Source organism: Pseudarthrobacter sulfonivorans (assembly GCF_024391045.1).
In the GTDB taxonomy this organism is placed as follows: domain Bacteria; phylum Actinomycetota; class Actinomycetes; order Actinomycetales; family Micrococcaceae; genus Arthrobacter; species Arthrobacter sulfonivorans_B.
Genome location: NZ_JANFCZ010000003.1, coordinates 71,913 through 92,702, shown reverse-complemented (window position 1 = coordinate 92,702; position 20,790 = coordinate 71,913). Strand labels below are relative to the sequence as shown.

Below are 20,790 nucleotides of genomic sequence, written 5' to 3'. Positions count from 1 at the left end.
AACCGGTGAAGGTCCCGGCAGTCCCTGCCAGCGAAACTAGCGCTTCTGCTTGACGATTTTTTCCTGGTCGACTTCGGCTTCCGAGATAGCGTCGTGCTCCTCGTGGCCGGCACCTACCAGCAGGCTGTCGCCCTCGCCGAAGAAGCCCTTCTTGAAGTCCACGATTGCGGCCTTCAGTGCTTCAGCGGTGTCATCGTCCATAACGTTAGTCTGCGCCAACGTGGTCAGGATGGAGGACTTGTGCTTCAGGTGCTCCAGGAACTCGCTCTCGAAGCGGTTGATGTCCTCAACCGGAACCTCGTCCAGGTGGCCGTTGGTGCCGGCCCAGATGGAAACAACCTGGTTCTCGACCGGGAACGGCGAGTACTGGCCCTGCTTGAGCAGTTCCATCAGGCGTGCGCCACGGGTCAGCTGCTGACGCGATGCGGCGTCGAGGTCCGACGCGAACATGGCGAAAGCCTGCATGTCACGGTACTGGGCCAGTTCCAGCTTCAACGTACCGGAGACCTTCTTCATGGACTTGACCTGTGCAGCACCACCAACGCGGGACACAGAGACACCCACGTCGACGGCCGGGCGCTGGTTGGCGTTGAAGAGGTCCGACTGCAGGAAGATCTGGCCATCGGTAATGGAGATCACGTTGGTCGGGATGTAAGCCGAAACGTCGTTCGCCTTGGTTTCGATGAGCGGCAGACCGGTCATCGAGCCTGCACCGAGCTCGTCGGAGAGCTTGGCACAACGCTCAAGCAGACGGGAGTGCAAGTAGAAGACGTCGCCCGGGTAGGCTTCGCGTCCCGGCGGGCGGCGCAGCAGCAGCGATACCGCGCGGTAGGCCTCAGCCTGCTTGGAGAGGTCATCGAACACGATGAGGACGTGCTTGCCGCCGTACATCCAGTGCTGCCCGATGGCCGAACCGGCGTAGGGCGCCAGGTACTTGAAGCCGGCGGGGTCGGACGCGGGGGAAGCCACGATGGTGGTGTATTCCAGGGCGCCGTTGTCCTCAAGGGTCTGACGGACGGCCGCGATGGTGGACGCCTTCTGACCGATGGCCACGTAGATGCAGCGAACCTGCTTGTTCACATCGCCCGAAGCCCAGTTGGCCTTCTGGTTGATGATGGTGTCAATGGCGATGGCCGACTTACCGGTCTGGCGGTCACCAATGATCAGCTGGCGCTGGCCGCGGCCGATCGGGATCATGGCGTCGATGGCCTTGAGGCCGGTCTGCATCGGCTCGTGGACCGACTTACGCTGGGTCACGCCGGGTGCTTGGAGTTCCAGCGCACGGGTGGTCTCAGACTTGATCTCGCCGAGGTCGTCGATGGGCTGGCCCAGCGGGTCAACCACGCGGCCGAGGAAGGCGTCGCCGACCGGCACGGACAGAACCTGTCCGGTGCGGTGAACTTCCTGGCCCTCTTCGATGCCGGTGAAGTCACCGAGCACGATGACGCCGATTTCGCGGACGTCGAGGTTCTGGGCGAGGCCCAGGGTGCCGTCTTCGAAGCGAAGCAGCTCGTTCGCCATGACCGAGGGAAGGCCCTCAACACGGGCGATGCCGTCACCTGCGGTTGTTACACGGCCGACCTCTACGCGCTCGGCGTTTCCGGGTTCGTAGGACGCCGCGAACTCGTTCAACGCATTACGGACGTCGTCGGCGTTGATGGTCAATTCGGCCATCTGCAGTCCCTGCTCTCCTGTTTTCGTGATCATCGTTGCTCACGATGACCGGGGTTTCGTTTCGTTAAGTTGTGCTTGTCCGGCTAACCGGCCAGCTGGCGGTGGAGTTCACCCAGCCGGGTGATGACCGAAGCGTCAAGCACTTCGTCACCTACCTGGACGCGGATTCCACCGATCAGTTCAGGATCAACGCTGACGTTGACCTTGAGCTCGCGGCCATACAGGGCGTTAAGCCCTGCCTGCAGGCGGGCAAACTGCGCCTCAGTCAAAGGACGCGTAACGCTGACCGTCGCAATCCAGCGCTGCTGCCGCTTAGCTGCCAGCTCGGCGAACCGGGCTACCAGGTTGGTCGGCTTGATGCCGCGCGGCGCAGACACTGCCTGGGCAATGAGGACTTTTGCTTCCTCGCTTGCACCGGGAACCAGCTTTTCAGCAAGCCTGATCTTCGCGGCAGCACTGGCCTGCGGCTCCGACAGAGCACGTTGTACCTCGTGGTCGGAGGCAACGGCCTGGTTGAAGGAGAACAGATCGTTCTCCAGCTCTTCCAGCCCAGAGACACCGGAGGCAGAAACGGCCGACTTGTTTTCAGCGACGGCGATTACCACCGTCGCGCCAAGCGTCTCGAGTGCATCGCCGATATCTCGGGCCGATGCCCAGCGTGAACTGGCCAGTCCGCCCGCGATGTCCGCTGCGTCCGCGGAGACTTTTCCGCCAACGAGCTGCTTGATCAGCGCCGACTTCTCGTCACCGGTACGCGACGGGTCAGTCAGGGCACGGCGCAAGCCGGCCGAACTGTCCACCGTACCCAGGATTCCGAAGAGTTCCCTAGCCAACTGCAGCGAGGCCAGCGGAAGCTTGGCTTCCAGCGTGGTCAGGGCCGTGGTCAGCGATTGGCTCGATACACCTGACATTACTTGGCTACACCTGCGTTCTGGGTCTCCAGATCTGCCAGGAAACGGTCAACAACACGGGCGGAACGCTCGTCGTCGTTGAGTGCTTCGCCAACAATGCGGCCTGCCAGCGTGGTGGCCAGCGTGCCCACCTCGGAACGCAGGGACACTACTGCGGCCTGACGCTCCGATTCGATCTGCACGTGGGCCTGCGCAGTGATGCGGGCCGATTCAGCAGCTGCCTTTTCCTTCAGATCAGCAAGGATCTGGGCGCCTTCTGCACGGGCTTCCTCGCGGATGCGGTTGGCTTCCGCGCGGGCGTCCGTGAGCTGCTGCTTATACTCCTCGAGGGCGGCCGATGCCTCTGCCTGGGCCTTTTCAGCCTTGGCAATGCCGCCTTCAATGGCCTCGGCGCGCTCTGCAAACGTCTTCTCGAACATCGGGACAACGAACTTGACCACGATGAACATGAGGACAGCAAAGCCGACGAGGACAACGCCCATTTCCCAGACGTTGGGTACCAGTGGGTTAGTCTCGCCCTCTGTGGCGGCTGAGATGATCACCTGGTTCATAATTCACCCGTCCTTTTCTACTCGGTTCTGGATGTTCGCTAGGTTCTGAAGGTTTACTTGAGAACGAAAGCGAAGACCAGGCCGAGGATGGCGAGGGCTTCAGTCAGCGCGAGGCCGAGGAATGCGATCGGCTGCAGGACGCGCTGGGCTTCCGGCTGACGTGCCACACCGTTGATGTAAGCCGCGAACACGAGACCAACACCGATACCACCGCCGATGGCGGAGAGGCCGTAGCCGATGAGGTTGAGGGAGCCGTTGATGGAGCCTTCCATTTTTCTTCCTTTCAAGATGCCACCCGTGTGGCAGGTTGTTTGGGTTGCTTCATCCCCGTGAGGGGAAGACTGTGGGTGCCTTAGTGGCTGTCCGCGTGCAGTGCGCCTTCAATGTAGATGGCGGTCAGCAGCGTAAAGACGTAGGCCTGCAAGGCCATGATCAGTGCTTCCAGCATGTACATGGCGACGGAGCCGGCCAGGACGAGGACCGAGGCTCCCTTGAGGAGGACGCTTTCCTGCATGATCAGGAACTCGATGCCGGATCCGGCGATCATGACGATGAGGTGGCCTGCCAGCATGGTGGCAAAGAGACGCAGGCTGTGCGTTACGGGCCGTACCAGGAAGTTCGAGATGATTTCGATCGGAACGACGATCGGCAGGATGTACATCGGGACACCGGTGGGAACGGTGGCGAGTTTGAAGTACTTGAGGCCGTTCTTCCGGACGCCGATGACGATCCAGGTGATGTACACGATGCCCGCGAGGACATAGGCGCCGCCAACATGGGAGAAGCTGGGCAGCTGGAGTACGGGAATGGCACCGTAAATGTTGTTCACCAGAATGAAGAAGAACAGGCTGAACAACAGCGGGACGTACTTCATGAAGTCTTTGCCGCCGATAATGTCCTTGGCAATGCCGTTACGGACAAAGCCATAAGCCATTTCACCAGCGAACTGGAGCTTGCCGGGGACAAGCTGCTGCTTCCGCGCAGCCAGCAGGAAGAATGTGGCGATAATGACGACCGACAGGATTACCAGCAGCATCTGCTTGGAGAATCCGTCTGCCGCCCCCCACGGCAGGATCGCCGGCAGGTGCATTTGTTCGATACCAGGAGGGGCAAAATCTCCTGAATCTTGGGCCGGGAGCGCAAGCGCGATCAACGCGATTCCTCTCTGCAGTGTCCGTCATTGGGCGTTGGGCTGGGTGCAGCGGATTCTTGCTCCGCAGTTCCCCATGTGAAATTATTTGGCATTAGTGTTTCCGTCCGCGGACGGGCCGCTATCCGCGCCGCTCTTACCAGTGCTGTTTCTGGAACTGGTAAGGCCGTGCATGTGGGAAAGATAAAATCCTCCGAGAGCTCCAAGCAGAGCGCCTGCGAGCACAATCCAGCGGGTTCCCCACAGATTATCCAGACCCCACCCTATCAAACTCCAGACGATGATTCCGCCAATAATGTAGCTGAAGACAGCCATGCCGGCGTTGTAGCCACCATCACTGTTATCGGGTGAGACTCCGGGCGCGGAGGATGTATTTCCGGACGCGGGGGAACCATTATTTGCCAGTCGTTTCCGATCAGACATCGTTGGGCTCCTTCGGTTCGGGATCGTTGTAAATTTGCAGGCGCGCTTTGCTGAAACCATAGATTTCGGCCGCCTGCCACAGCACAACAGTGGCGACGGCGCCAATCAGGAACCAGCGGCCGTGCAGCCAGGCGGGGGCGCCGATCAGGAAAAGGACAACCGCGAACCCGACCACTTTGACAAAGTAGGTGGCCACGAACATTCCGATCGCGCCTGACGGATTATTGCGTCCGATGAAGTGCCCTACCAGCAGGCTGATGGCAAAGAACACCATCACGAGGAGGCCGCCCAACGTACTGGACAGGACGCCGTCGGCCCCGTTCATAATGACGGCAGGAATGCCGGCCAGAATGATGGCAGCCACGCCGGCGGCTGAACTCAGCGCCAGCAGGCGAAGCCACAGCGATTGAGTGGGACCGGAGACGCCAGCGGATCCGTTGCCGGACGTAGGTCCGGGGTCCGCGTTGGACGTCATGAGATTCCAATCGTCGGCGCCCTGGGGCTGGTTTGGAGGGGCAGCTTTGGCTGCCCCTAAATTCTACACGAGATAGAAATTATTCCGAACCCGGTGCCGCGGCCGGTTCGTCGCTCCTCCGCCGGAGGTAGGGCCATGCCGTCACCAGTCCCATGACCAGGGTGGCGAAAAGGTCCACCGCCAGGACAATTTGCCACGGGAACACCGCGAAGGCCAGGCCGCCAAAGGACACCACCGCGGTCCACAGATACATAAGGATGACCGCGGTCCGGTGTGAGTAGCCGATGTCCATCAGTTTGTGATGGAGGTGGCCGCGGTCCGCGGACCAGGGTGAGCGTCCCTTCGCCGTCCGCCGGATCACAGCGAGTCCCAGGTCAAGCAGCGGCAGAAACAGTACGGCGAACGGCAGCAGGATGGGGATGACCGTCGAAATACCGTTGGCCCTGTCGTACATGCCGGAAGTGATTTGGCCTGTGGCCACGATACTGGCGGCGGAGAACAGCAGGCCGATGAGCATGGCCCCCGAATCACCCATGAAGATCTTGGACGGGAACCAGTTGTGCGGCAGGAAGCCGATGCAACTGCCGACCAAAACGGCGGTGAGCAGGGTGGCGAGGTCCGAGTAGTCCAGCAGGACGGCATTGCGGTGCACCCAGTACGCAGTGAAGAAGAAGGCGGTCCCGCCGATGATGGCCGCGCCGGCTGCCAGTCCGTCCAGGCCGTCAATGAAATTGAAGGCGTTCATGGTGGTGACAATCAGCCCGGCCGTCAGCACTATCCGGAGCATGTCGTTATGAAGGAAAATCGGCTCCGGCACCCACGGCACAATGGTCATCCGGACACCCCAGATGGCAACCACCAGGGCCGCGGCGCTTTGGCCGATGAGCTTCACCCACCAGCGGATGTCCAGGAGGTCATCCGCCACGCCCACCAGCACGATCAGCGTCGCGCCGGCAAGCACCCCCCAGGGTGAGAAGTTGTTCCGGTAAATGTCTTTGACGAAGAAGGACTGGCTGGCCACGATGAGCCCCACCAGCACGCCCAGGAAGATGGCCACGCCGCCGAGCCGGGACACCGGCGTCGAGTGCATGTCGCGGCTGCGGATGGGCATGTGGAGTTCGAGCCGGTTGCCCACGACGCGTGCCGCCCAGGTGGCCCCGTAGGACACCACCGCAGCGGTCAGCCCCATCAGCAGGTACATGATCATGCGGCGGGCCTCCCGGTGAGGCACACGTCGCGGAGCGGATAGATTCCGTTGAGTACCTGTTCGTTGCTTCGGGGGGCTTTCAGACCGTGCAGCAGCCCCCGCAGGAGGCCTGTGAGGAGCAGCCGCTTGTTTGGTGAGACGGCGATGGTCCGGGTCCAGTTGCGCACTGATGCCCCCGAATAAAGCAGCTTCTCCCACGGGGTGAGTGCTGCTGAGCGGGTGTAGACCCACAACTTGTTCCGCACCTCGTAGTAGAAGCGAGCACCGGGATCGGCACCGGCATCCCCGAAGGACTTGGTGTGATGGCTTGCCACGGATTTCTCCACCGAGATGGCATTCCGGCGGCGGGAGATCCGGGCAGTGTACTCCAGATCGTCGTTCCAGATGAAGTAGTCGGCAATGGGAAGGCCATGACGGCGGATCTCGCCGGCGTCGATCAGGATTGAGACGAACGATGCCGTCCTGATCTGCACTCCCCCGGCCCGGACGGCGCGGTCACGGTCCTGCTCGCTGGCGCCGAGCCGCGGCCGCATCCGATTCATCGGATGGTCACGTCCGTCGGTCCAGACAACACGGCTGGCAACAAAGCTTGGTTCATCCCCGGCGACGGCGGCGTAGGCGCGCGAGGCGGCCAGGGCCTCTGCGAGGGCGTCGGGCTGCGGTTCCGTGTCGTCGTCCATGATCCAGACGTAGTCCGCTCCATGGTCCAGGACGGCCCGTTCCATGCCCACAACAAAACCGCCGGCGCCGCCCAGGTTCTGCCGGAGCCGGATGGTGTCGGTGGGGACCGGGCCGCTGTAGGAAGCCAGGAATTCTGCCGTTTCATCGGTGGAGGCGTTATCCACGATGACAACGGCGGCGGGCTGAACGGTTCCGGACGTGATGCCGTGAAGAGTGGTTTCGAGGAGTTCGCGCCGGTTATAGGTGACAACCACGGCGACAACGTTCTTGGTCATTTGCTGGCCCCTGCTTGCGTGGATCGAAATTTCCTGCCGGCCAGGACGGCAGCCAGTTTCCAGGGCTCGATGAACACCCGGCCGAAAACCCTGCGCGGGGAGATCATGAGCCGCCAGAGCCATTCGAACCCGAGGCGGCCAAGCCACCGCGGTGCCAGCACTTGGTGTCCTGAGATCTGGTCCAGCGCTCCGCCGACGGCACCGTACACAGCTTCAGGAAGGTCATTGCGGCGCTGCCACAGGAAGTTCTCCTGCAATGGCATGCCCAGCCCGACGAGGACAAGGTTCGGGGCGAAGGCCTGAAGTTCATCGACGATGGCTGCTTCCTTTTCCGGGCCCCAGTTTTCCCCGGCCCAGCCGAGAACCTTGGTGCCGGGCAAGAGCGTCTCCAGCCTGCGGCATGCCAGCGCGTTGCTGGGCACGTTGGTTCCAACCACAGCCACGCGGTCCAGGCCCTGCACGGAACCCAGGTGCTTGATCCAGTCCGTCGACCCCACGCGGAAGCTGGCATCGGGCGCGGCGGCGTGTCCCTGCCGCTTCCAAAGCGCGTACACGGGTGCGCCGTCCATGAGCACAACGTCGGCTGAATCGTAGAGCTCCCGGAATGCCGGAAGCGTGTGATAGAGGTAGCAGCTGTGCAGGTTGTGTCCGACCACCGTGCGTCGGCCCCCGGCTGCGATGAGTCCGGTGAGGACCTCTGCCATGCGGTTTTCCGGCACGGCGGTGACCTCAACGTCCAGGAGGTTTAAGCGGTCACGGCCAAGGATCATGCCTCCGGATCCTTTTCGGCGGGCGCTGCGGTTTCCCGCTCGTCCGGTATGCCGTCTCCCGCGTCTTCGGCGGGCGCCGCGTCCGCAGGCTGAGAATCCGCAGCTCCAGTAACTTCAGCCTCAGTTGCCTCAGCCCCGACGGCCGGGCTCTCCCCCAGGCCCAGGACGCCCGGGACGTGTTCCCGGAGCCGTTCCAGGGAAACGGCGCCGTCACGCACTACCCGCAAAACGGGCCCGGTGGCGTCCACAATGGTGGAGGGGACAGCGTCCGTGCCTTCGACCGGGCGGAAGCCACCCTCGAGGTAGACCTCCACCGAATCGGCCAGTTGGGCGCGCGCTTCGGCGGCGGTCTGCGCCGGTGCCTGGCCGGTCCGGTTGGCGGAGGAAACCGCCAGCGGTCCGGTGAGGGTGAGGAGTTCCTGGGCCACTTCATCGGCGGGCATCCGAAGGGCCACGGTTCCCTGGGTGTCGCCGAGGTCCCAGTCCAGCGACGGCTGTGCGTGCAGGATCAGCGTCAGTCCGCCAGGCCAGAACGCCTCAGCCAGCTTGCGGGCGTCCGTGGAAATATTCGTGGCCAGCCCGTCAAGGGCGTTGATCCGGGGAATCAGCACCGGCGGCGGCATGGCGCGGCTGCGCCCTTTGGAGACCAACAGCATGGTGACGGCCTGCGGCGAGAAGGCATCGGCCCCGATCCCGTAGACGGTATCGGTGGGCAGGACCACGCACTTCTTCTCGCTGATGGCGCGCTGGGCGTGCTCCAGCCCCAGGGCGCGCTGGTCTTCTGACGTGCAGTTGTAGGTTGTGGTCACTGGCCTATTCTTTCATCAGTCGTGGCGCGGACCGGCAAGCACGGCGCTGGTGGCGCGTTCCTTGCCGTTCAGGTCCAGGTGCGTGGTGATCTTTGTCCAGGCACCGGTGCGCTCCATCATGCGGGCAATCCAGGCGGCCTGGACTTCCGCGTGTTCCATCACAAAGTAGCCGCCGGGAACCAGCAGCCGGGCGGCCGAGGCAGCCGCCGCCGTCGGAAGTTCCATGCCGTCGGCTCCTCCGCCGTACAGGGCTTCGGGAGGGTCGTGCAGGGCTACTTCGGGTTCGTTGGGGATCGCTTCGGCGGGGATGTACGGCGGGTTGGAAACCACGACGTCGAAGGTTCCGTTAAGGTCCGGCAAAGCGTTCCGCAGGTCCCCCAGGGTGAGCGCCACCCCCAGCGGGGCGAGGTTCTTCTCCGCCCATGCGTGCGCGAGGGTGCTGTACTCCACGGCATACACCTCGGCGCCGGGAACCTCGTGGGCGATGGAGCCGGCAATGGCCCCGGACCCTGTCCCCAGGTCCACGATCCGCGGGCGGACCATGCCCTTGACATGGTCGATGACCAGTTGGACCACGGATTCCGTTTCCGGGCGGGGGATAAAAACGCCCGGCCCGACGGCGAGTTCCAGGTACCTGAAGTGGGCCACGCCCGTAATGTGCTGCAGCGGGATGCGCTGTGCCCGCTCGGCGACGAGTTCGGCGTACCCCTCGGGCGCCGGTGTGTCCCCCAGCATCATCGCCCGGAGCCGGCCGAGCCCCACGCCGAGCAGGTGATCCGCGAGCAGTTCAGCGTCGACGCGGGGACTGGGAACGCCGGCGGCCTGAAGGACTGCCGTGGCCGCTCTGACGGCAGCCGCCAGCGACTGTTCCGAGCCGGTTGTCATATCTGTGCAGTTCCCAACAACTGTCTAGTCGCCGATGGCGTCCAGGCGAGCCTGTTCGTCCATCTCGATGGCTGACTGGATGACCGGTTCCAGGTCGCCGTTCATGACCTGGTCCAGGTTGTACGCCTTGTAGCCGGTGCGGTGGTCCGCGATGCGGTTTTCCGGGTAGTTGTAGGTACGGATGCGCTCCGAACGGTCCATAGTGCGGATCTGGGACTTCCGCTGGGCCGAATTTTCGGCGTCGATGATTTCCTGCTGGTGGGCCAGGATGCGGGCGCGGAGCACGCGCATGCCCGCCTCACGGTTCTGGAGCTGGGACTTCTCGTTCTGCATGGCCACCACAATGCCAGTGGGCAGGTGCGTAATACGGACGGCGGAGTCCGTGGTGTTAACAGACTGTCCGCCGGGTCCCGAGGAGCGGTAGACGTCGATCTTGAGGTCGTTCTGGTTGATGTCCAGTTCTTCGGGCTCGTCCACTTCGGGCAGTACCAGGACGCCGGCGGCGGACGTGTGGATGCGGCCCTGCGACTCCGTGACGGGGACACGCTGCACGCGGTGCACACCGCCTTCGAACTTCAGCCGCGCGTAGACGCCTTCGGCGGGATCGTTCGAGTTTCCCTTGACGGCCATCTGGACGTCTTTGTAGCCGCCGAGGTCAGACTCGGTGGCGGAAATAAGTTCGGTCTTCCAGCCGCGTGACTCGGCGTACCGGGTGTACATCCGCAGGAGGTCGCCGGCGAAAAGGGCAGCTTCGTCGCCGCCTTCACCGCCCTTGACCTCAAGGATCACGTTGCGGGCGTCGTCAGGGTCGCGCGGGATGAGCAGGCGCCGCAGTTTGGCCGACGCAGTCTCCAGGGCCGCTTCCAGTTCAGGAACCTCGGCAGCGAACTCGGGATCCTCGGCAGCCATCTCCTGCGCCGCAGCGAGGTCATCGCGCAGGCCTTCCCACTTGTGATAGGCCTCAACAATGCCGTTCAGCTGCGCAGACCGCCGCCCCAGTTTCCGGGCAAGCCGCTGGTCAGCATAAACAGCAGGATCCCCCAGCTGCGCCTGGATGGAGTCGTGCTCATCAAGCAGGCCCTGTACGGACTCAAACATTTCAAAACCTCTTTCGACTCTTACAAGTCTAATGACGCGTTCAGCGTCAGGTGACGTGCGGCCGTCGTCGCATATTTTTGCCGGCCAGGGAGTGGCATCGGGCCTGTCGGAGCGTTGAGGCTGACGTACGCAGTACGTCAGCCTCAACGCGAAGGGGCGGGGCCGGCAAAAATATGCGACGGCCCCACCCCGGTAACTCAGCTACTTGTCGTTATCCGACTTCGCACCCAGCGTCGTCTTCTGAACCTGCATCAGGAACTCAACGTTGCTCTGGGTCTCCCGGATCTTGTTGGTCAGCAGCTCAAGGCTCTGCTGCGTTTCGAGTCCGGAGAGGACACGGCGTAGCTTCCACATGATCTTGACTTCCTCGGGAGAAAGCAGGTTCTCTTCGCGGCGGGTGCCGGACGCGTTGACGTCCACCGCCGGGAAGATGCGCTTGTCCGCCAACTGGCGGGACAGGCGCAGTTCCATGTTGCCGGTGCCCTTGAACTCTTCGAAGATGACCTCGTCCATCTTGGAACCGGTCTCCACGAGGGCGGTGGCCAGAATGGTCAGCGAGCCGCCGTTTTCGATGTTCCGGGCCGCACCGAAGAAGCGCTTCGGCGGGTACAGGGCTGCTGAATCGACGCCACCGGACAGGATGCGGCCGGAGGCCGGTGCTGCCAGGTTGTAGGCGCGGCCCAGTCGGGTCATGGAGTCCAGCAGGACCACCACGTCCATGCCCATTTCCACGAGGCGCTTGGCGCGTTCGATGGAGAGTTCGGCCACGGTGGTGTGGTCGTCGGCGGGACGGTCGAAGGTCGAGGCAATGACTTCGCCCTTGACCGTGCGCTGCATGTCCGTGACTTCTTCGGGACGTTCGTCAACGAGCACCATCATGAGGTGGACCTCAGGATTGTTGGTGGTGATGGCGTTGGCGATGGACTGCAGGATGAGCGTCTTGCCGGCCTTCGGCGGGGAGACGATCAGGCCGCGCTGGCCTTTTCCGATCGGGGCAACCAGGTCGATGACGCGGGGGCCGATCTTTTTGGGGTCGGTCTCCAGGCGCAGGCGCTCGGACGGGTACAGCGGAACCAGCTTGGCGAATTCAACGCGGTCCTTGAGCTCTTCCGGCGTCTTGCCGTTAACGGACGTGACGCGCACCAGGGCGTTGAACTTCTGCCGTGCGGACTGCTGGCTGCGGTCTTCGCCTTCGCGGGGGGCACGGATGGCGCCCACCACGGCGTCGCCCTTGCGCAGGTTGTACTTCTTGACCTGGGCGAGGGAAACGTAGACGTCGTTCGCGCCGGGCAGGTAGCCGGAGGTGCGGATGAACGCGTAGTTCTCCAGGACGTCCAGGATGCCCGCTACGGGCAGCAGGACGTCGTCATCGGTGACCTCGACGTCGTCGACGTCCGGTCCCTGGGCGCGTCCCCGACGGCGGTCGTTGCGGTCGCGGAAACGGTCGTTGCGGGCGTTTTCCCGGTTGTCCTGGCCGCCGGAGCGGTCATTGCGGTCGTTGCGGTCGCGCCGGTTACGGCGGTTCCGACGGCTGCCGCTGTCCGAGTCATCGTGGTCGCGGGAGTTGTCGCGGTTGTCGTCGCGGCGGGTGCCTTCACGCTGGCCGGCCTCGCGGCTGCCTGCATTGTCGCGGCCGCCGTCGGTGGTTTCGCGGGCGCTGGTGTCACGGCCGCTGCGGGTGCGGCCGCTTTCACGACGTTCGGTGCGCTGGCCGTCGCCGGATTCAGTGCCCTGGGTTTCCGTGCGCTGGGTTTCCGTGCGGTCGGCCTGGCGCTGTTCGGCTGCAGGCTGCTCGGCCGGCGCTTCGGTGACCTCGCCGGCCTGCGGAGCGGTTGCCTGTGCGGCAGCTTCGCCGCGGCGGCGGTTGCGGGTGCGCGGCTGGCGGCGGTCGGCGGAACCTTCGGCTGCTTCGCCGGACTCGGCGGGCGCGGCCACCGGCGCTTCAGCGGGCGCAGCGACCGGTGCTTCCGGGGCGGCGGCGGCAGGAGCTGCCACGACGCCGTCGCTGACGGCGCGGCGGCTGCGGCCACGGCCGCGGGCGCGGGTTGCATCAGCGGCGGGTGCCTCGGCGGTTTCGCCCGCACCTGCCGCGGGAGCGGCTGCCACCGGAGCGGCAGAGGCAACGTGGTTGTCAGTGGCCTTCTCAGCAGCCTTGGCCGGAGCCTTAGTGGCCGAAGTGCCTGCGCGGTGGGCGGAAATGGCAGTGACCAGGTCCCCCTTGCGCATGCGGGATCCGCCCGAGATCCCCAGCTGGCTGGCTAGCGCCTGCAGCTGGGCGAGCTTCAGGCCGGCAAGGCCGCTGCTCTTTGCGGGTGCGGCCGTTGACGATCCGGCAGCAGAAGTTGGTGTGTCCACAGCTGAAGACAGCTCAGTGGTTTCGGTCACGAAGGATCCTTCCCCCTCGACGGCGTCCAGACTGGGAGCTGGACGCGATGATTTGATCTGGGCTGCAGTTCAGATCTGCAGCCGGGATTTTCGGCCTTGCCGGTTGGATTTCGGCCAGCAGGGCCGGATACTGATTCACCTCACGCACCGATTAATGGCGGGGCGCCGGACTGACAATTCAGGGGCAGATGTAAAGGCTGCATATTCCTGCGACAGACCAAGCAGGTGACACCGGAAAATATTGCGCAGTAGACGACCGGTTACAACTGAAATGCAGTTGCGGATCAGATAGGCGGAATTACCGCCGGTGCAGTTCCACCTTAGCACCTTCGACGTCCACTGCCAGCTTCAGCACGCGCCAGCCGATGTCCGGCGTGTTGGCCGCTGTGAATGCTTCGATCTGCGCCAGTATGTCCGCGGCTTCACCTTCGCCGTTGGCGAGGACCAGCACGGTGGGTCCCGCACCGGACACCACGGCCGCATGGCCGGCGCCACGCAGGGCCCTGATCAGCGCCGCGCTGGGGCGCATGGCCTCTGCGCGGTAGCTCTGGTGGAGATAATCCTCGGTGCCGGCAAGCAGGAATTCGGGCTTTTGGGTCAGCGCGTGGATGAGCAGCGCGGCCCGGCCGGAGTTCATCGCTGCGGCGTGATGGCCCACGGAGGCAGGCAGCAAGGCCCGGGCCGCCTCGGTGGACAGTTCAAAGTCCGGCACCGCGACGATGGGGATGACCGGAGCGGCCACCGTGGCGCACGTACTCCTGTACTGGTCACTGTCCTGCCATGACAGCGCCAGTCCGCCGTAAATCGCGGGCGCGACGTTGTCAGGGTGGCCTTCCATCTCACTGGTCAGCTGCAGGATCCACTCGCGTCCGCGCTGCATGGCCGCCGGCACCAGGGCATTGGCGGCGGAGACTGCGGCCACCACCGCGGATGCGGAAGAGCCGAGTCCGCGGCCATGGGGGTTGACGTTGGTTGCCGTAATCCGGAGCCCGCCGTGCCGGTAACCCAGGCGTGAGAAGGCGGCTTCCATGGCACGGACCACGAGGTGGCTGGCGTCGCGCGGCAAGGAGTCCGCCCCCTCGCCGCTGAGCTCAAACTCCAGCTCGTCGGTTTCGAGGCTTTCCACCGTCAGGGTGTCGTGCAGGGCCAGGGCGAGGCCCAGGCTGTCATATCCCGGGCCGAGGTTGGCGCTGGTGGCGGGGACCCTGACGGTGACCCGCTGTCCTGCTTCGATGAGGGGCAGGACAGCGGGGGCGGGCGTGGTGGTTTCCAAGGCTACTTTTCTTCCAGTCCCAGTTCAGCTGCAACGGTAACGACGTCGTTGGAGACCTTGACGGGCTGCACTTCGCTGCCGTCCTCGGTGCGCAGGGCCCACTGGGGGTCCTTCAGACCGTGGCCGGTCACCGTTATGACGATGGTCTTGCCGGCAGGAACTTCCCCGGCGGCGTGCTTCTTGAGGAGCCCCGCGACGCCGGCAGCGGAGCCCGGTTCCACAAACACGCCTTCGCGGGCGGACAGCCAGCGGTGGGCCTCGAGGATCTGTTCGTCGGTCACGGCGTCGATGAAGCCGCCGGACTCGTCACGGGCCGCAATGGCGCCGTCCCAGGAGGCGGGGTTGCCGATCCGGATGGCGGTGGCAATGGTGTCCGGCTCCGTGATGGGATGCCCGGCCACGAACGGGGCGGCACCGGCGGCCTGGAAGCCCCACATCTGCGGAGTCCTGGTGGACACGGCCGAAAGGGTCCCGGCGGTGGCGGACTCGAACGGGGCCGAGTACTCCTTGTACCCCTTCCAGTACGCCGTGATGTTTCCCGCGTTACCGACCGGCAGGACGTGGATGTCCGGGGCGTCACCCAGTGCGTCCACGATTTCGAAAGCGCCCGTCTTCTGGCCCTGGATGCGGGCGGGGTTGACGGAGTTGACCAGGAACACCGGGTAGGACTCCCCCAGCTTCCGGGCGATGTCCAGGCAGTTGTCGAAGTTGCCGTCAACCTGCAGCAGCGTCGCGCCGTGCGCGATGGCCTGGCTCAGCTTGCCCATGGAGATCTTGCCCTCGGGGACCAGCACGGCGCACTTGAGGCCGGCGGCGGTGGCGTAAGCGGCGGCAGACGCGGACGTGTTGCCGGTGGAGGCGCACACCACGGCTTTGGCACCGGATTCGACGGCGGCGGTCATGGCCATGGTCATGCCGCGGTCCTTGAAGGAGCCGGTGGGGTTCATGCCTTCGACCTTCAGGTACACAGTGGACCCGGTCAGTTCGGAGAGCTTCTGCGCGTGGACCAGCGGGGTGCCGCCCTCGCCCAGGGTGATGATCCTGGTGGCTTCCGTTACGGGCAGACGGTCAGCGTATTCGCGGATGACGCCGCGCCATTGGTGAGCCACTTAGACTCCTTCTACCCGCAGAACGGATGTAACTGAATTGATGACGTCCAGGCCCTTCACGGCCTCGACGGTGGCCGCGAGGGCGGCCTCTGATGCCCGGTGCGTGACGATCCGCAGTTCGGCCGATTCCCGGTTGGAACCGGCGTCCGTGTGGATGGTCTGCCGCATGGTTTCGATGGATACACCGTGCTCAGCGAAGAGCTGGGCGATGCGTGCCAGCACACCGGGCTGGTCCGCAACGTCCAGGCCGATGTAGTAGCTCGTGGTGGCCGCTTCGATGGGAAGCGCCGGGATGTGCCCGGTGGTGGTCTCGGTCCGCTGGGGGCCGCCCAGCACCACGCGGCGTGCCGCGGAGACGAGGTCGCCCAGGACGGCAGACGCCGTCGGGGTTCCGCCGGCGCCCTGGCCGTAGAACATCAGTTCGCCGGCATTTTCGGCCTCGATGAATACTGCGTTGAAGGCGCCGCGGACGGCGGCCAGCGGGTGCTCACGGGGCAGCAGCGTGGGGTGCACGCGCACCGAAACGCCTTCCCCGCCGTCGGAATCCACGAGCTTTTCAGCAATCGCCAGCAGCTTGATGACAAAGCCTGCGTCCTTGGCCGCGGCGATGTCAGCAGCGGTGACGGACGTGATGCCTTCGCAGTGGACGTTTTCCAGGGCGAAGCGGGTGTGGAAGGACAGTGTCGCAAGGATGGCTGCCTTGGCGGCCGCGTCGTGGCCTTCGACGTCGGCGGTAGGGTCTGCTTCCGCGTAGCCGAGGCGCTGGGCTTCGGCGAGGGCGTCGGCGAACTGGGCGCCGGTAGTGTCCATCTGGTCAAGGATGAAGTTGGTGGTGCCGTTGACGATGCCCAGCACGCGGGTAATCCGGTCGCCGGACAGGCTGTCGCGGATGGGGCGCAGGATGGGGATGGCCCCTGCCACGGCGGCTTCGTAGGACAGCTGTACGCCGGCCTTGTCGGCTTCTTCGTAAAGGGTGGGGCCGTCCTGGGCCAGCAGGGCCTTGTTGCCGGTGACCACGCAGGCGCCGTTGCTGAGCGCGGAGAGGATCAGCGTGCGGGCCGGCTCGATGCCGCCCATGAGCTCGATGACCAGGTCGGCGTCCTTGACGAGGGTTTCGGCGTCGGTGGTGAACAGTTCCTGCGGCAGTTCGACGTCGCGCTTGGCGTTCACGTTGCGCACGGCGATGCCGCTCAGCTGCAAGCGTGCGCCGGTGCGGGCGGCGAGGGTGTCGGCGTCCTCAAGGAGAATCCGCGCAACCTGGGCCCCAACGTTGCCACAGCCCAGGAGGGCCACCTTCAGGGTTCGCAATTCAGTCATTCAGACTCCCATGTCGCGGTTGAGCAAATCTTCTTCGGTTTCCCCGCGGACAATCAGCCGGGCAGATCCGTCGCGCACCGCGACAACGCCCGGCCGGGCCAGATAGTTGTAGTTGCTCGAAAGGGCCCAGCAGTAGGCGCCGGTACCCGGTACAGCAAGCAGATCACCGGCTGCCACGTCCTCGGGCAGATATACATCTCTAACAACTATGTCGCCGCTCTCGCAATGTTTGCCCACCACGCGGGACAGTTCCGGCGCGGCGGTTGACGTGCGCGAGGCGAGAATGGCGGAATAATCCGCGTCGTAGAGCACCGGGCGGGCGTTGTCGCTCATGCCGCCGTCAACTGACACATAGCGGCGCGGGTACGTAACGTTTTCCGGCTGGTTTCCGGCGGTTGCGGTGGTGTCGGCGTCGACGCGGACGGTCTTGAGGGTGCCCACCTCATAGAGTGTGAACGTGGTGCTGCCCACGATGGCACGGCCCGGTTCGATGGAGATCCGGGGCGACGTGATGCCGAGGTCCGCGCACGTGGAACGCACGACGGCGGCCATCGCCTCCGCGATCTCCGCTGCGGGGCGGGGGGTGTCCACCGGAGTGTAGGCAATGCCGTAGCCGCCGCCGAGGTCCAGCTCGGGCAGCACGATGGAGTACTTTTCCTGCATGGCGGCAAGGAACCGGAGGAGCTTCTCCGCGGCCACCGCGAAACCGTCAGGCTCAAAGATCTGGGATCCGATGTGGCAGTGCAGTCCGAGAAGTTCGATGCCGGCATAGCCGGTTGCTGCCGCGACGGCCTCTTCCGCCGCGGACAGACCCGCCTGGTCTGTGCTGTCGGCCGCCATGGAAAGGCCAAATTTCTGGTCCTCGTGGGCGGTGGCGATGAACTCGTGGGTGTGGGCGTGCACACCTGGCGTCAGCCGCAGCATGACCTTGGCCTGCTCGCCGCGGCCTTCCGCAATCTTGGCCACCCGCTGGAGCTCGTCGAGGCTGTCCACCACGATCCGGCCAAGCTTCATGTCAAGGGCGCGGTGGATTTCGCCGTCGGACTTGTTGTTGCCGTGCAGCGCCACGTCCGCACCGGGAATGCCGGCCCGCGCAGCGACTGCCAGTTCCCCGCCGGAGGCCGTGTCCAGCCGCAGGCCTTCCTCCTCGACCCACCGCACCACGGAGCTGCAGAGGAACGATTTGCCGGCGTAATAGACGTCCACTCCCCCGCAGATATCAGCGAACGCGTTGTTGAACGCGTCACTGAAGGCGCGGGCACGCGCCCGGAAATCACCCTCGCTCATCACAAACAGTGGCGTTCCGTACTGCCTTTGCAGCTCGCTGACCGGGATGCCGTCGATGGCGAGTTCGCCGTCGTCGTTGCGGTCAACATCCCCGGCCCACAGCGGCTGGTGCAGGGCGTTCAGATCTGCCGGAACGGCAAGCCACTCAGGGGCCAACGGGGATGCGGCCCGGTTGTTGGTGTTCACTGCCGTCACATCCGTTCCGGCGCGGAGACGCCAAGGAGGTCCAGCCCGTTGGCCAGGACCTGGCTGGTGGCATCGTTGAGCCAAAGGCGCGTGCGGTTGACGTCCGTTACGGGCTCATCCCCCATGGGGGCGATGCGGCAGGCGTCGTACCAGCGGTGGTAGGCGCCGGCGATGACCTCAAGGTGGCGGGCGATGCGGTGCGGCTCGCGCAGCTCGGCGGCCTTGGCCACGATGGAGGGGTAGCTGCCCAGGTAGGAGAGCAGTTCGTTTTCGGTGGCGTGGTCCAGCAGCGAGGCTTCAAAGCAGTCGTTGCCGTCCACACGGCGCTCCACCCCTGCTGCCACGGCGTTGCGTGCAGCGCCGCGGGTACGTGCGTGGGCGTACTGGACGTAGAAGACAGGGTTCTCGTTGCTGTGCTTCTTGAGCAGTTCCGGATCCAGCGTCAGCGGCGAATCCGCCGGGAAGCGCGCCAGCGAATAGCGGACGGCGTCCTTGCCAAGCCAGTCGATGAGGTCCTTGAGCTCGATGATATTGCCGGCGCGCTTGGACAGCTTGGCGCCGTTGACGGACACCAGCTGGCCGATGAGGACCTCGATGTTGACCTCGGGATCATCACCCGCCGCGGCCGCGATGGCCTTCAGCCGGTTGATATAGCCGTGGTGGTCCGCACCGAGGAGGTAGATCTTCTCGGTAAAGCCGCGGTCCTTCTTGGACAGGTAATAGGCGGCATCCGCGGCGAAGTAGGTGGGCTCACCGTTGGCCCGGATCATGACGCGGTCCTTGTCGTCGCCGAAGTCCGTGGTCCGCAGCCAGACCGCACCGCCGTCGTCGAACACGTGGCCCTGTTCGCGAAGGCGGGCAACGGCACTTCCGATCGCGCCGGCGTCGTGCAGTTCCTGCTCGGAGAAGAACACGTCGAATTCGACGCCGAAGTCCGCGAGCGTGGCCTGGATGTCCTTCATCTGGGCCTCGTAGGCCGCAGCACGGATCACGGGAATCGCGGCGACTTCAGTCAGTTCACGGATGTCCGGATGTTCGCTGAGTACCTCATGGCCGAGGTCCGCGATGTACTGTCCCGGGTAACCGCCGTCCGGCACCGGGAGGCCGTGGAGCCGGTTGTAGACCGACTGCGCGAAGGTGTTCATCTGCGTGCCGGCGTCGTTGATGTAGTACTCCGCGGTGACGTCGGCACCGGAAGCGCGCAGGACCCGGGCGATGGCATCGCCCAGAGCGGCCCAGCGGGTGTGGCCGATGTGCAGGGGGCCGGTGGGGTTCGCCGAAACAAATTCCATGTTGACGGTGTGGCCGGCGAGCGCGGTGTTGGTGCCGTATTCCGGGCCGGCTTCCACGATGGCTTTCGCGAGCGCACCGGCGGCAGCGGCGTCCACGGTGATGTTCAGGAAGCCCGGACCTGCGATGTCCACGGCCGAGACGCCGTCGATGGCTTTCAGCCGGGCGCTCAGGATGGTGGCAAATTCGCGCGGATTGATGCCGGCCTGCTTGGCCAGCTGCAGGGCGATATTGGTGGCCCAGTCACCGTGGTCCCGGTTCTTCGGTCGCTCCACGCGCACCTCAGCAGGAACAGCTGATGCGGACAGCCCGATCTCGCCGGCGTCGACGGCAGCTTTCAGGCAGGCGGATATGGCGAGGGAGAGTTCTTCGGGAGTCACCCCTCTAGCCTACCGGCGCCCGCCACGTGGAGGAATTTGAGCGGCGGAGGGTGACTTGGATGGCCTCCGCGGCAAGCATCATGGCCTGCAGCGGCCGTCCGGCGGATTCACAGGCTGAACCATTACGCTGTTTGCGACGTTGAGTACACCGTAAGCACCCAGCCCACGAAACGAGCCCCGTTATGAGACCGTCAGTCCGCAAGAGTGTTTTCGCCGGAATCGCCGGCCTTTCCCTCGTCGGAACAGTCGCCGGCTGCGCGCCAACGCCGTCACAGGGGGCAACGCCACCCTCGGCCGGCAACTCCGCCGGCGCCACCACGCCGTCCGGGACCTCGTCGTCGCTGGCCGGCAGCGGTTCCGCCTACAAGGACGGGACGTACAGCGCCGACGGCAACTATGTGTCACCGAACGGCACCGAAACCGTGGGTGTGGAACTGACGCTCGCGTCCGGGACGGTCACGGCCGTCAACATCACCCAGCACCCCTCCAACCCGAACACCCGCAAATTCCAGGGCGAGTTCGCCGGCGGGATCGCCTCGCAGGTGGTGGGCAAGAGCATTGACCAGCTGAAGGTGTCCAAGGTGGCGGGCTCCTCCCTGACCAGCGGCGGGTTCAACCAGGCGGTCGAAAAGATCAAGTCGGAGGCCCACTAGG

General features: G+C 64.7%; 20 protein-coding genes. 1 reads left to right on the top strand and 19 read right to left on the bottom strand.

Going from position 1 to position 20,790, the window contains the following annotated elements; genetic code table 11:
- Positions 1–36: 36 nt before the first annotated feature.
- From atpA to argS, 19 genes are all read right to left on the bottom strand, one after another.
- Positions 37–1,674: a F0F1 ATP synthase subunit alpha gene (gene atpA, locus NQJ30_RS03145; RefSeq protein ID WP_255768410.1), complete on the bottom strand. Its 1,638-nt coding sequence runs from the start codon at positions 1,672–1,674 to the stop codon at positions 37–39.
- A gap of 83 nt (positions 1,675–1,757) precedes the next feature.
- Entirely contained in the window at positions 1,758–2,585 is an 828-nt protein-coding gene (locus tag NQJ30_RS03140; RefSeq protein WP_255768275.1) for a F0F1 ATP synthase subunit delta, read from the bottom strand.
- Positions 2,585–3,136 (bottom strand): F0F1 ATP synthase subunit B, encoded by a 552-nt coding sequence (locus NQJ30_RS03135; protein WP_255768274.1) that lies wholly within the window; start codon positions 3,134–3,136, stop codon positions 2,585–2,587. The genes NQJ30_RS03140 and NQJ30_RS03135 overlap by 1 nt, the downstream gene beginning before the upstream one ends.
- A gap of 53 nt (positions 3,137–3,189) precedes the next feature.
- Positions 3,190–3,408, bottom strand: coding sequence for an ATP synthase F0 subunit C (gene atpE, locus NQJ30_RS03130; protein ID WP_003804776.1), 219 nt, complete (start codon positions 3,406–3,408; stop codon positions 3,190–3,192).
- Positions 3,409–3,488: 80 nt separating this feature from the next.
- Positions 3,489–4,289 carry a F0F1 ATP synthase subunit A gene (atpB, locus tag NQJ30_RS03125; RefSeq protein ID WP_255768273.1) on the bottom strand — a complete coding sequence of 267 codons (801 nt, stop codon included), beginning with the start codon at positions 4,287–4,289 and terminating at the stop codon, positions 3,489–3,491.
- An 81-nt stretch (positions 4,290–4,370) separates the two neighbouring features.
- Complete coding sequence (locus NQJ30_RS03120) at positions 4,371–4,709, bottom strand: hypothetical protein (RefSeq protein ID WP_255768272.1); 339 nt, start codon at positions 4,707–4,709, stop codon at positions 4,371–4,373.
- Positions 4,702–5,184, bottom strand: a complete 483-nt coding sequence (locus NQJ30_RS03115; protein WP_255768271.1) for a hypothetical protein — start codon at positions 5,182–5,184, stop codon at positions 4,702–4,704. Before NQJ30_RS03115 ends, NQJ30_RS03120 begins: the two co-directional genes overlap by 8 nt.
- 79 nt (positions 5,185–5,263) lie before the next feature.
- Positions 5,264–6,391 (bottom strand): MraY family glycosyltransferase, encoded by a 1,128-nt coding sequence (locus NQJ30_RS03110; RefSeq protein WP_255768270.1) that lies wholly within the window; start codon positions 6,389–6,391, stop codon positions 5,264–5,266.
- On the bottom strand, positions 6,388–7,347 hold the full coding sequence (locus tag NQJ30_RS03105) for a glycosyltransferase family 2 protein (RefSeq protein WP_255768269.1): 960 nt from the start codon (positions 7,345–7,347) through the stop codon (positions 6,388–6,390). Before NQJ30_RS03105 ends, NQJ30_RS03110 begins: the two co-directional genes overlap by 4 nt.
- Positions 7,344–8,117, bottom strand: coding sequence for a WecB/TagA/CpsF family glycosyltransferase (locus tag NQJ30_RS03100; protein WP_255768268.1), 774 nt, complete (start codon positions 8,115–8,117; stop codon positions 7,344–7,346). The genes NQJ30_RS03105 and NQJ30_RS03100 overlap by 4 nt, the downstream gene beginning before the upstream one ends.
- The gene (locus tag NQJ30_RS03095; protein ID WP_255768267.1) at positions 8,114–8,926 is read right to left on the bottom strand and encodes an L-threonylcarbamoyladenylate synthase; all 813 of its coding nucleotides are present in this window, start codon (positions 8,924–8,926) and stop codon (positions 8,114–8,116) included. Before NQJ30_RS03095 ends, NQJ30_RS03100 begins: the two co-directional genes overlap by 4 nt.
- 15 nt (positions 8,927–8,941) lie before the next feature.
- Positions 8,942–9,811 (bottom strand): peptide chain release factor N(5)-glutamine methyltransferase, encoded by an 870-nt coding sequence (gene prmC, locus NQJ30_RS03090; protein WP_255768266.1) that lies wholly within the window; start codon positions 9,809–9,811, stop codon positions 8,942–8,944.
- 24 nt (positions 9,812–9,835) lie between these two features.
- Entirely contained in the window at positions 9,836–10,909 is a 1,074-nt protein-coding gene (prfA, locus tag NQJ30_RS03085) for a peptide chain release factor 1 (protein ID WP_255768265.1), read from the bottom strand.
- A gap of 201 nt (positions 10,910–11,110) precedes the next feature.
- Positions 11,111–13,294: a transcription termination factor Rho gene (gene rho, locus NQJ30_RS03080; RefSeq protein ID WP_255768264.1), complete on the bottom strand. Its 2,184-nt coding sequence runs from the start codon at positions 13,292–13,294 to the stop codon at positions 11,111–11,113.
- A 298-nt stretch (positions 13,295–13,592) separates the two neighbouring features.
- Positions 13,593–14,567 carry a homoserine kinase gene (gene thrB / locus NQJ30_RS03075; RefSeq protein ID WP_255768263.1) on the bottom strand — a complete coding sequence of 325 codons (975 nt, stop codon included), beginning with the start codon at positions 14,565–14,567 and terminating at the stop codon, positions 13,593–13,595.
- A 2-nt stretch (positions 14,568–14,569) separates the two neighbouring features.
- Complete coding sequence (thrC, locus tag NQJ30_RS03070; protein ID WP_255768262.1) at positions 14,570–15,676, bottom strand: threonine synthase; 1,107 nt, start codon at positions 15,674–15,676, stop codon at positions 14,570–14,572.
- A complete protein-coding gene (locus NQJ30_RS03065; protein ID WP_255768261.1) occupies positions 15,677–16,993 on the bottom strand; it encodes a homoserine dehydrogenase in 1,317 nt (438 codons plus the stop codon).
- Positions 16,994–18,475, bottom strand: coding sequence for a diaminopimelate decarboxylase (lysA, locus tag NQJ30_RS03060; RefSeq protein WP_374113208.1), 1,482 nt, complete (start codon positions 18,473–18,475; stop codon positions 16,994–16,996).
- Positions 18,472–20,136 carry an arginine--tRNA ligase gene (argS, locus tag NQJ30_RS03055; RefSeq protein WP_255768260.1) on the bottom strand — a complete coding sequence of 555 codons (1,665 nt, stop codon included), beginning with the start codon at positions 20,134–20,136 and terminating at the stop codon, positions 18,472–18,474. The genes lysA and argS overlap by 4 nt, the downstream gene beginning before the upstream one ends.
- Before the next feature lie 182 nt (positions 20,137–20,318).
- On the opposite strand from argS, the gene NQJ30_RS03050 reads away from it, so the two are divergent.
- Entirely contained in the window at positions 20,319–20,789 is a 471-nt protein-coding gene (locus NQJ30_RS03050; protein ID WP_255768259.1) for an FMN-binding protein, read from the top strand.
- Position 20,790 lies beyond the last annotated feature (1 nt).

Bases quoted from the DNA above. Each gene is read 5' to 3' on its own strand.
- NQJ30_RS03135 (WP_255768274.1), bottom strand. From the start codon at position 3,136: ATGAACCAGGTGATCATCTCAGCCGCCACAGAGGGCGAGACTAACCCA.
- prmC (WP_255768266.1), bottom strand. From the start codon at position 9,811: ATGACAACCGGCTCGGAACAGTCGCTGGCGGCTGCCGTCAGAGCGGCC.
- NQJ30_RS03065 (WP_255768261.1), bottom strand. From the start codon at position 16,993: ATGACTGAATTGCGAACCCTGAAGGTGGCCCTCCTGGGCTGTGGCAAC.
- NQJ30_RS03120 (WP_255768272.1), bottom strand. From the start codon at position 4,709: ATGTCTGATCGGAAACGACTGGCAAATAATGGTTCCCCCGCGTCCGGA.
- atpA (WP_255768410.1), bottom strand. From the start codon at position 1,674: ATGGCCGAATTGACCATCAACGCCGACGACGTCCGTAATGCGTTGAAC.
- NQJ30_RS03100 (WP_255768268.1), bottom strand. From the start codon at position 8,117: ATGATCCTTGGCCGTGACCGCTTAAACCTCCTGGACGTTGAGGTCACC.
- NQJ30_RS03115 (WP_255768271.1), bottom strand. From the start codon at position 5,184: ATGACGTCCAACGCGGACCCCGGACCTACGTCCGGCAACGGATCCGCT.
- NQJ30_RS03140 (WP_255768275.1), bottom strand. From the start codon at position 2,585: ATGTCAGGTGTATCGAGCCAATCGCTGACCACGGCCCTGACCACGCTG.
- NQJ30_RS03110 (WP_255768270.1), bottom strand. From the start codon at position 6,391: ATGATCATGTACCTGCTGATGGGGCTGACCGCTGCGGTGGTGTCCTAC.
- NQJ30_RS03105 (WP_255768269.1), bottom strand. From the start codon at position 7,347: ATGACCAAGAACGTTGTCGCCGTGGTTGTCACCTATAACCGGCGCGAA.
- NQJ30_RS03050 (WP_255768259.1), top strand. From the start codon at position 20,319: ATGAGACCGTCAGTCCGCAAGAGTGTTTTCGCCGGAATCGCCGGCCTT.
- atpE (WP_003804776.1), bottom strand. From the start codon at position 3,408: ATGGAAGGCTCCATCAACGGCTCCCTCAACCTCATCGGCTACGGCCTC.
- prfA (WP_255768265.1), bottom strand. From the start codon at position 10,909: ATGTTTGAGTCCGTACAGGGCCTGCTTGATGAGCACGACTCCATCCAG.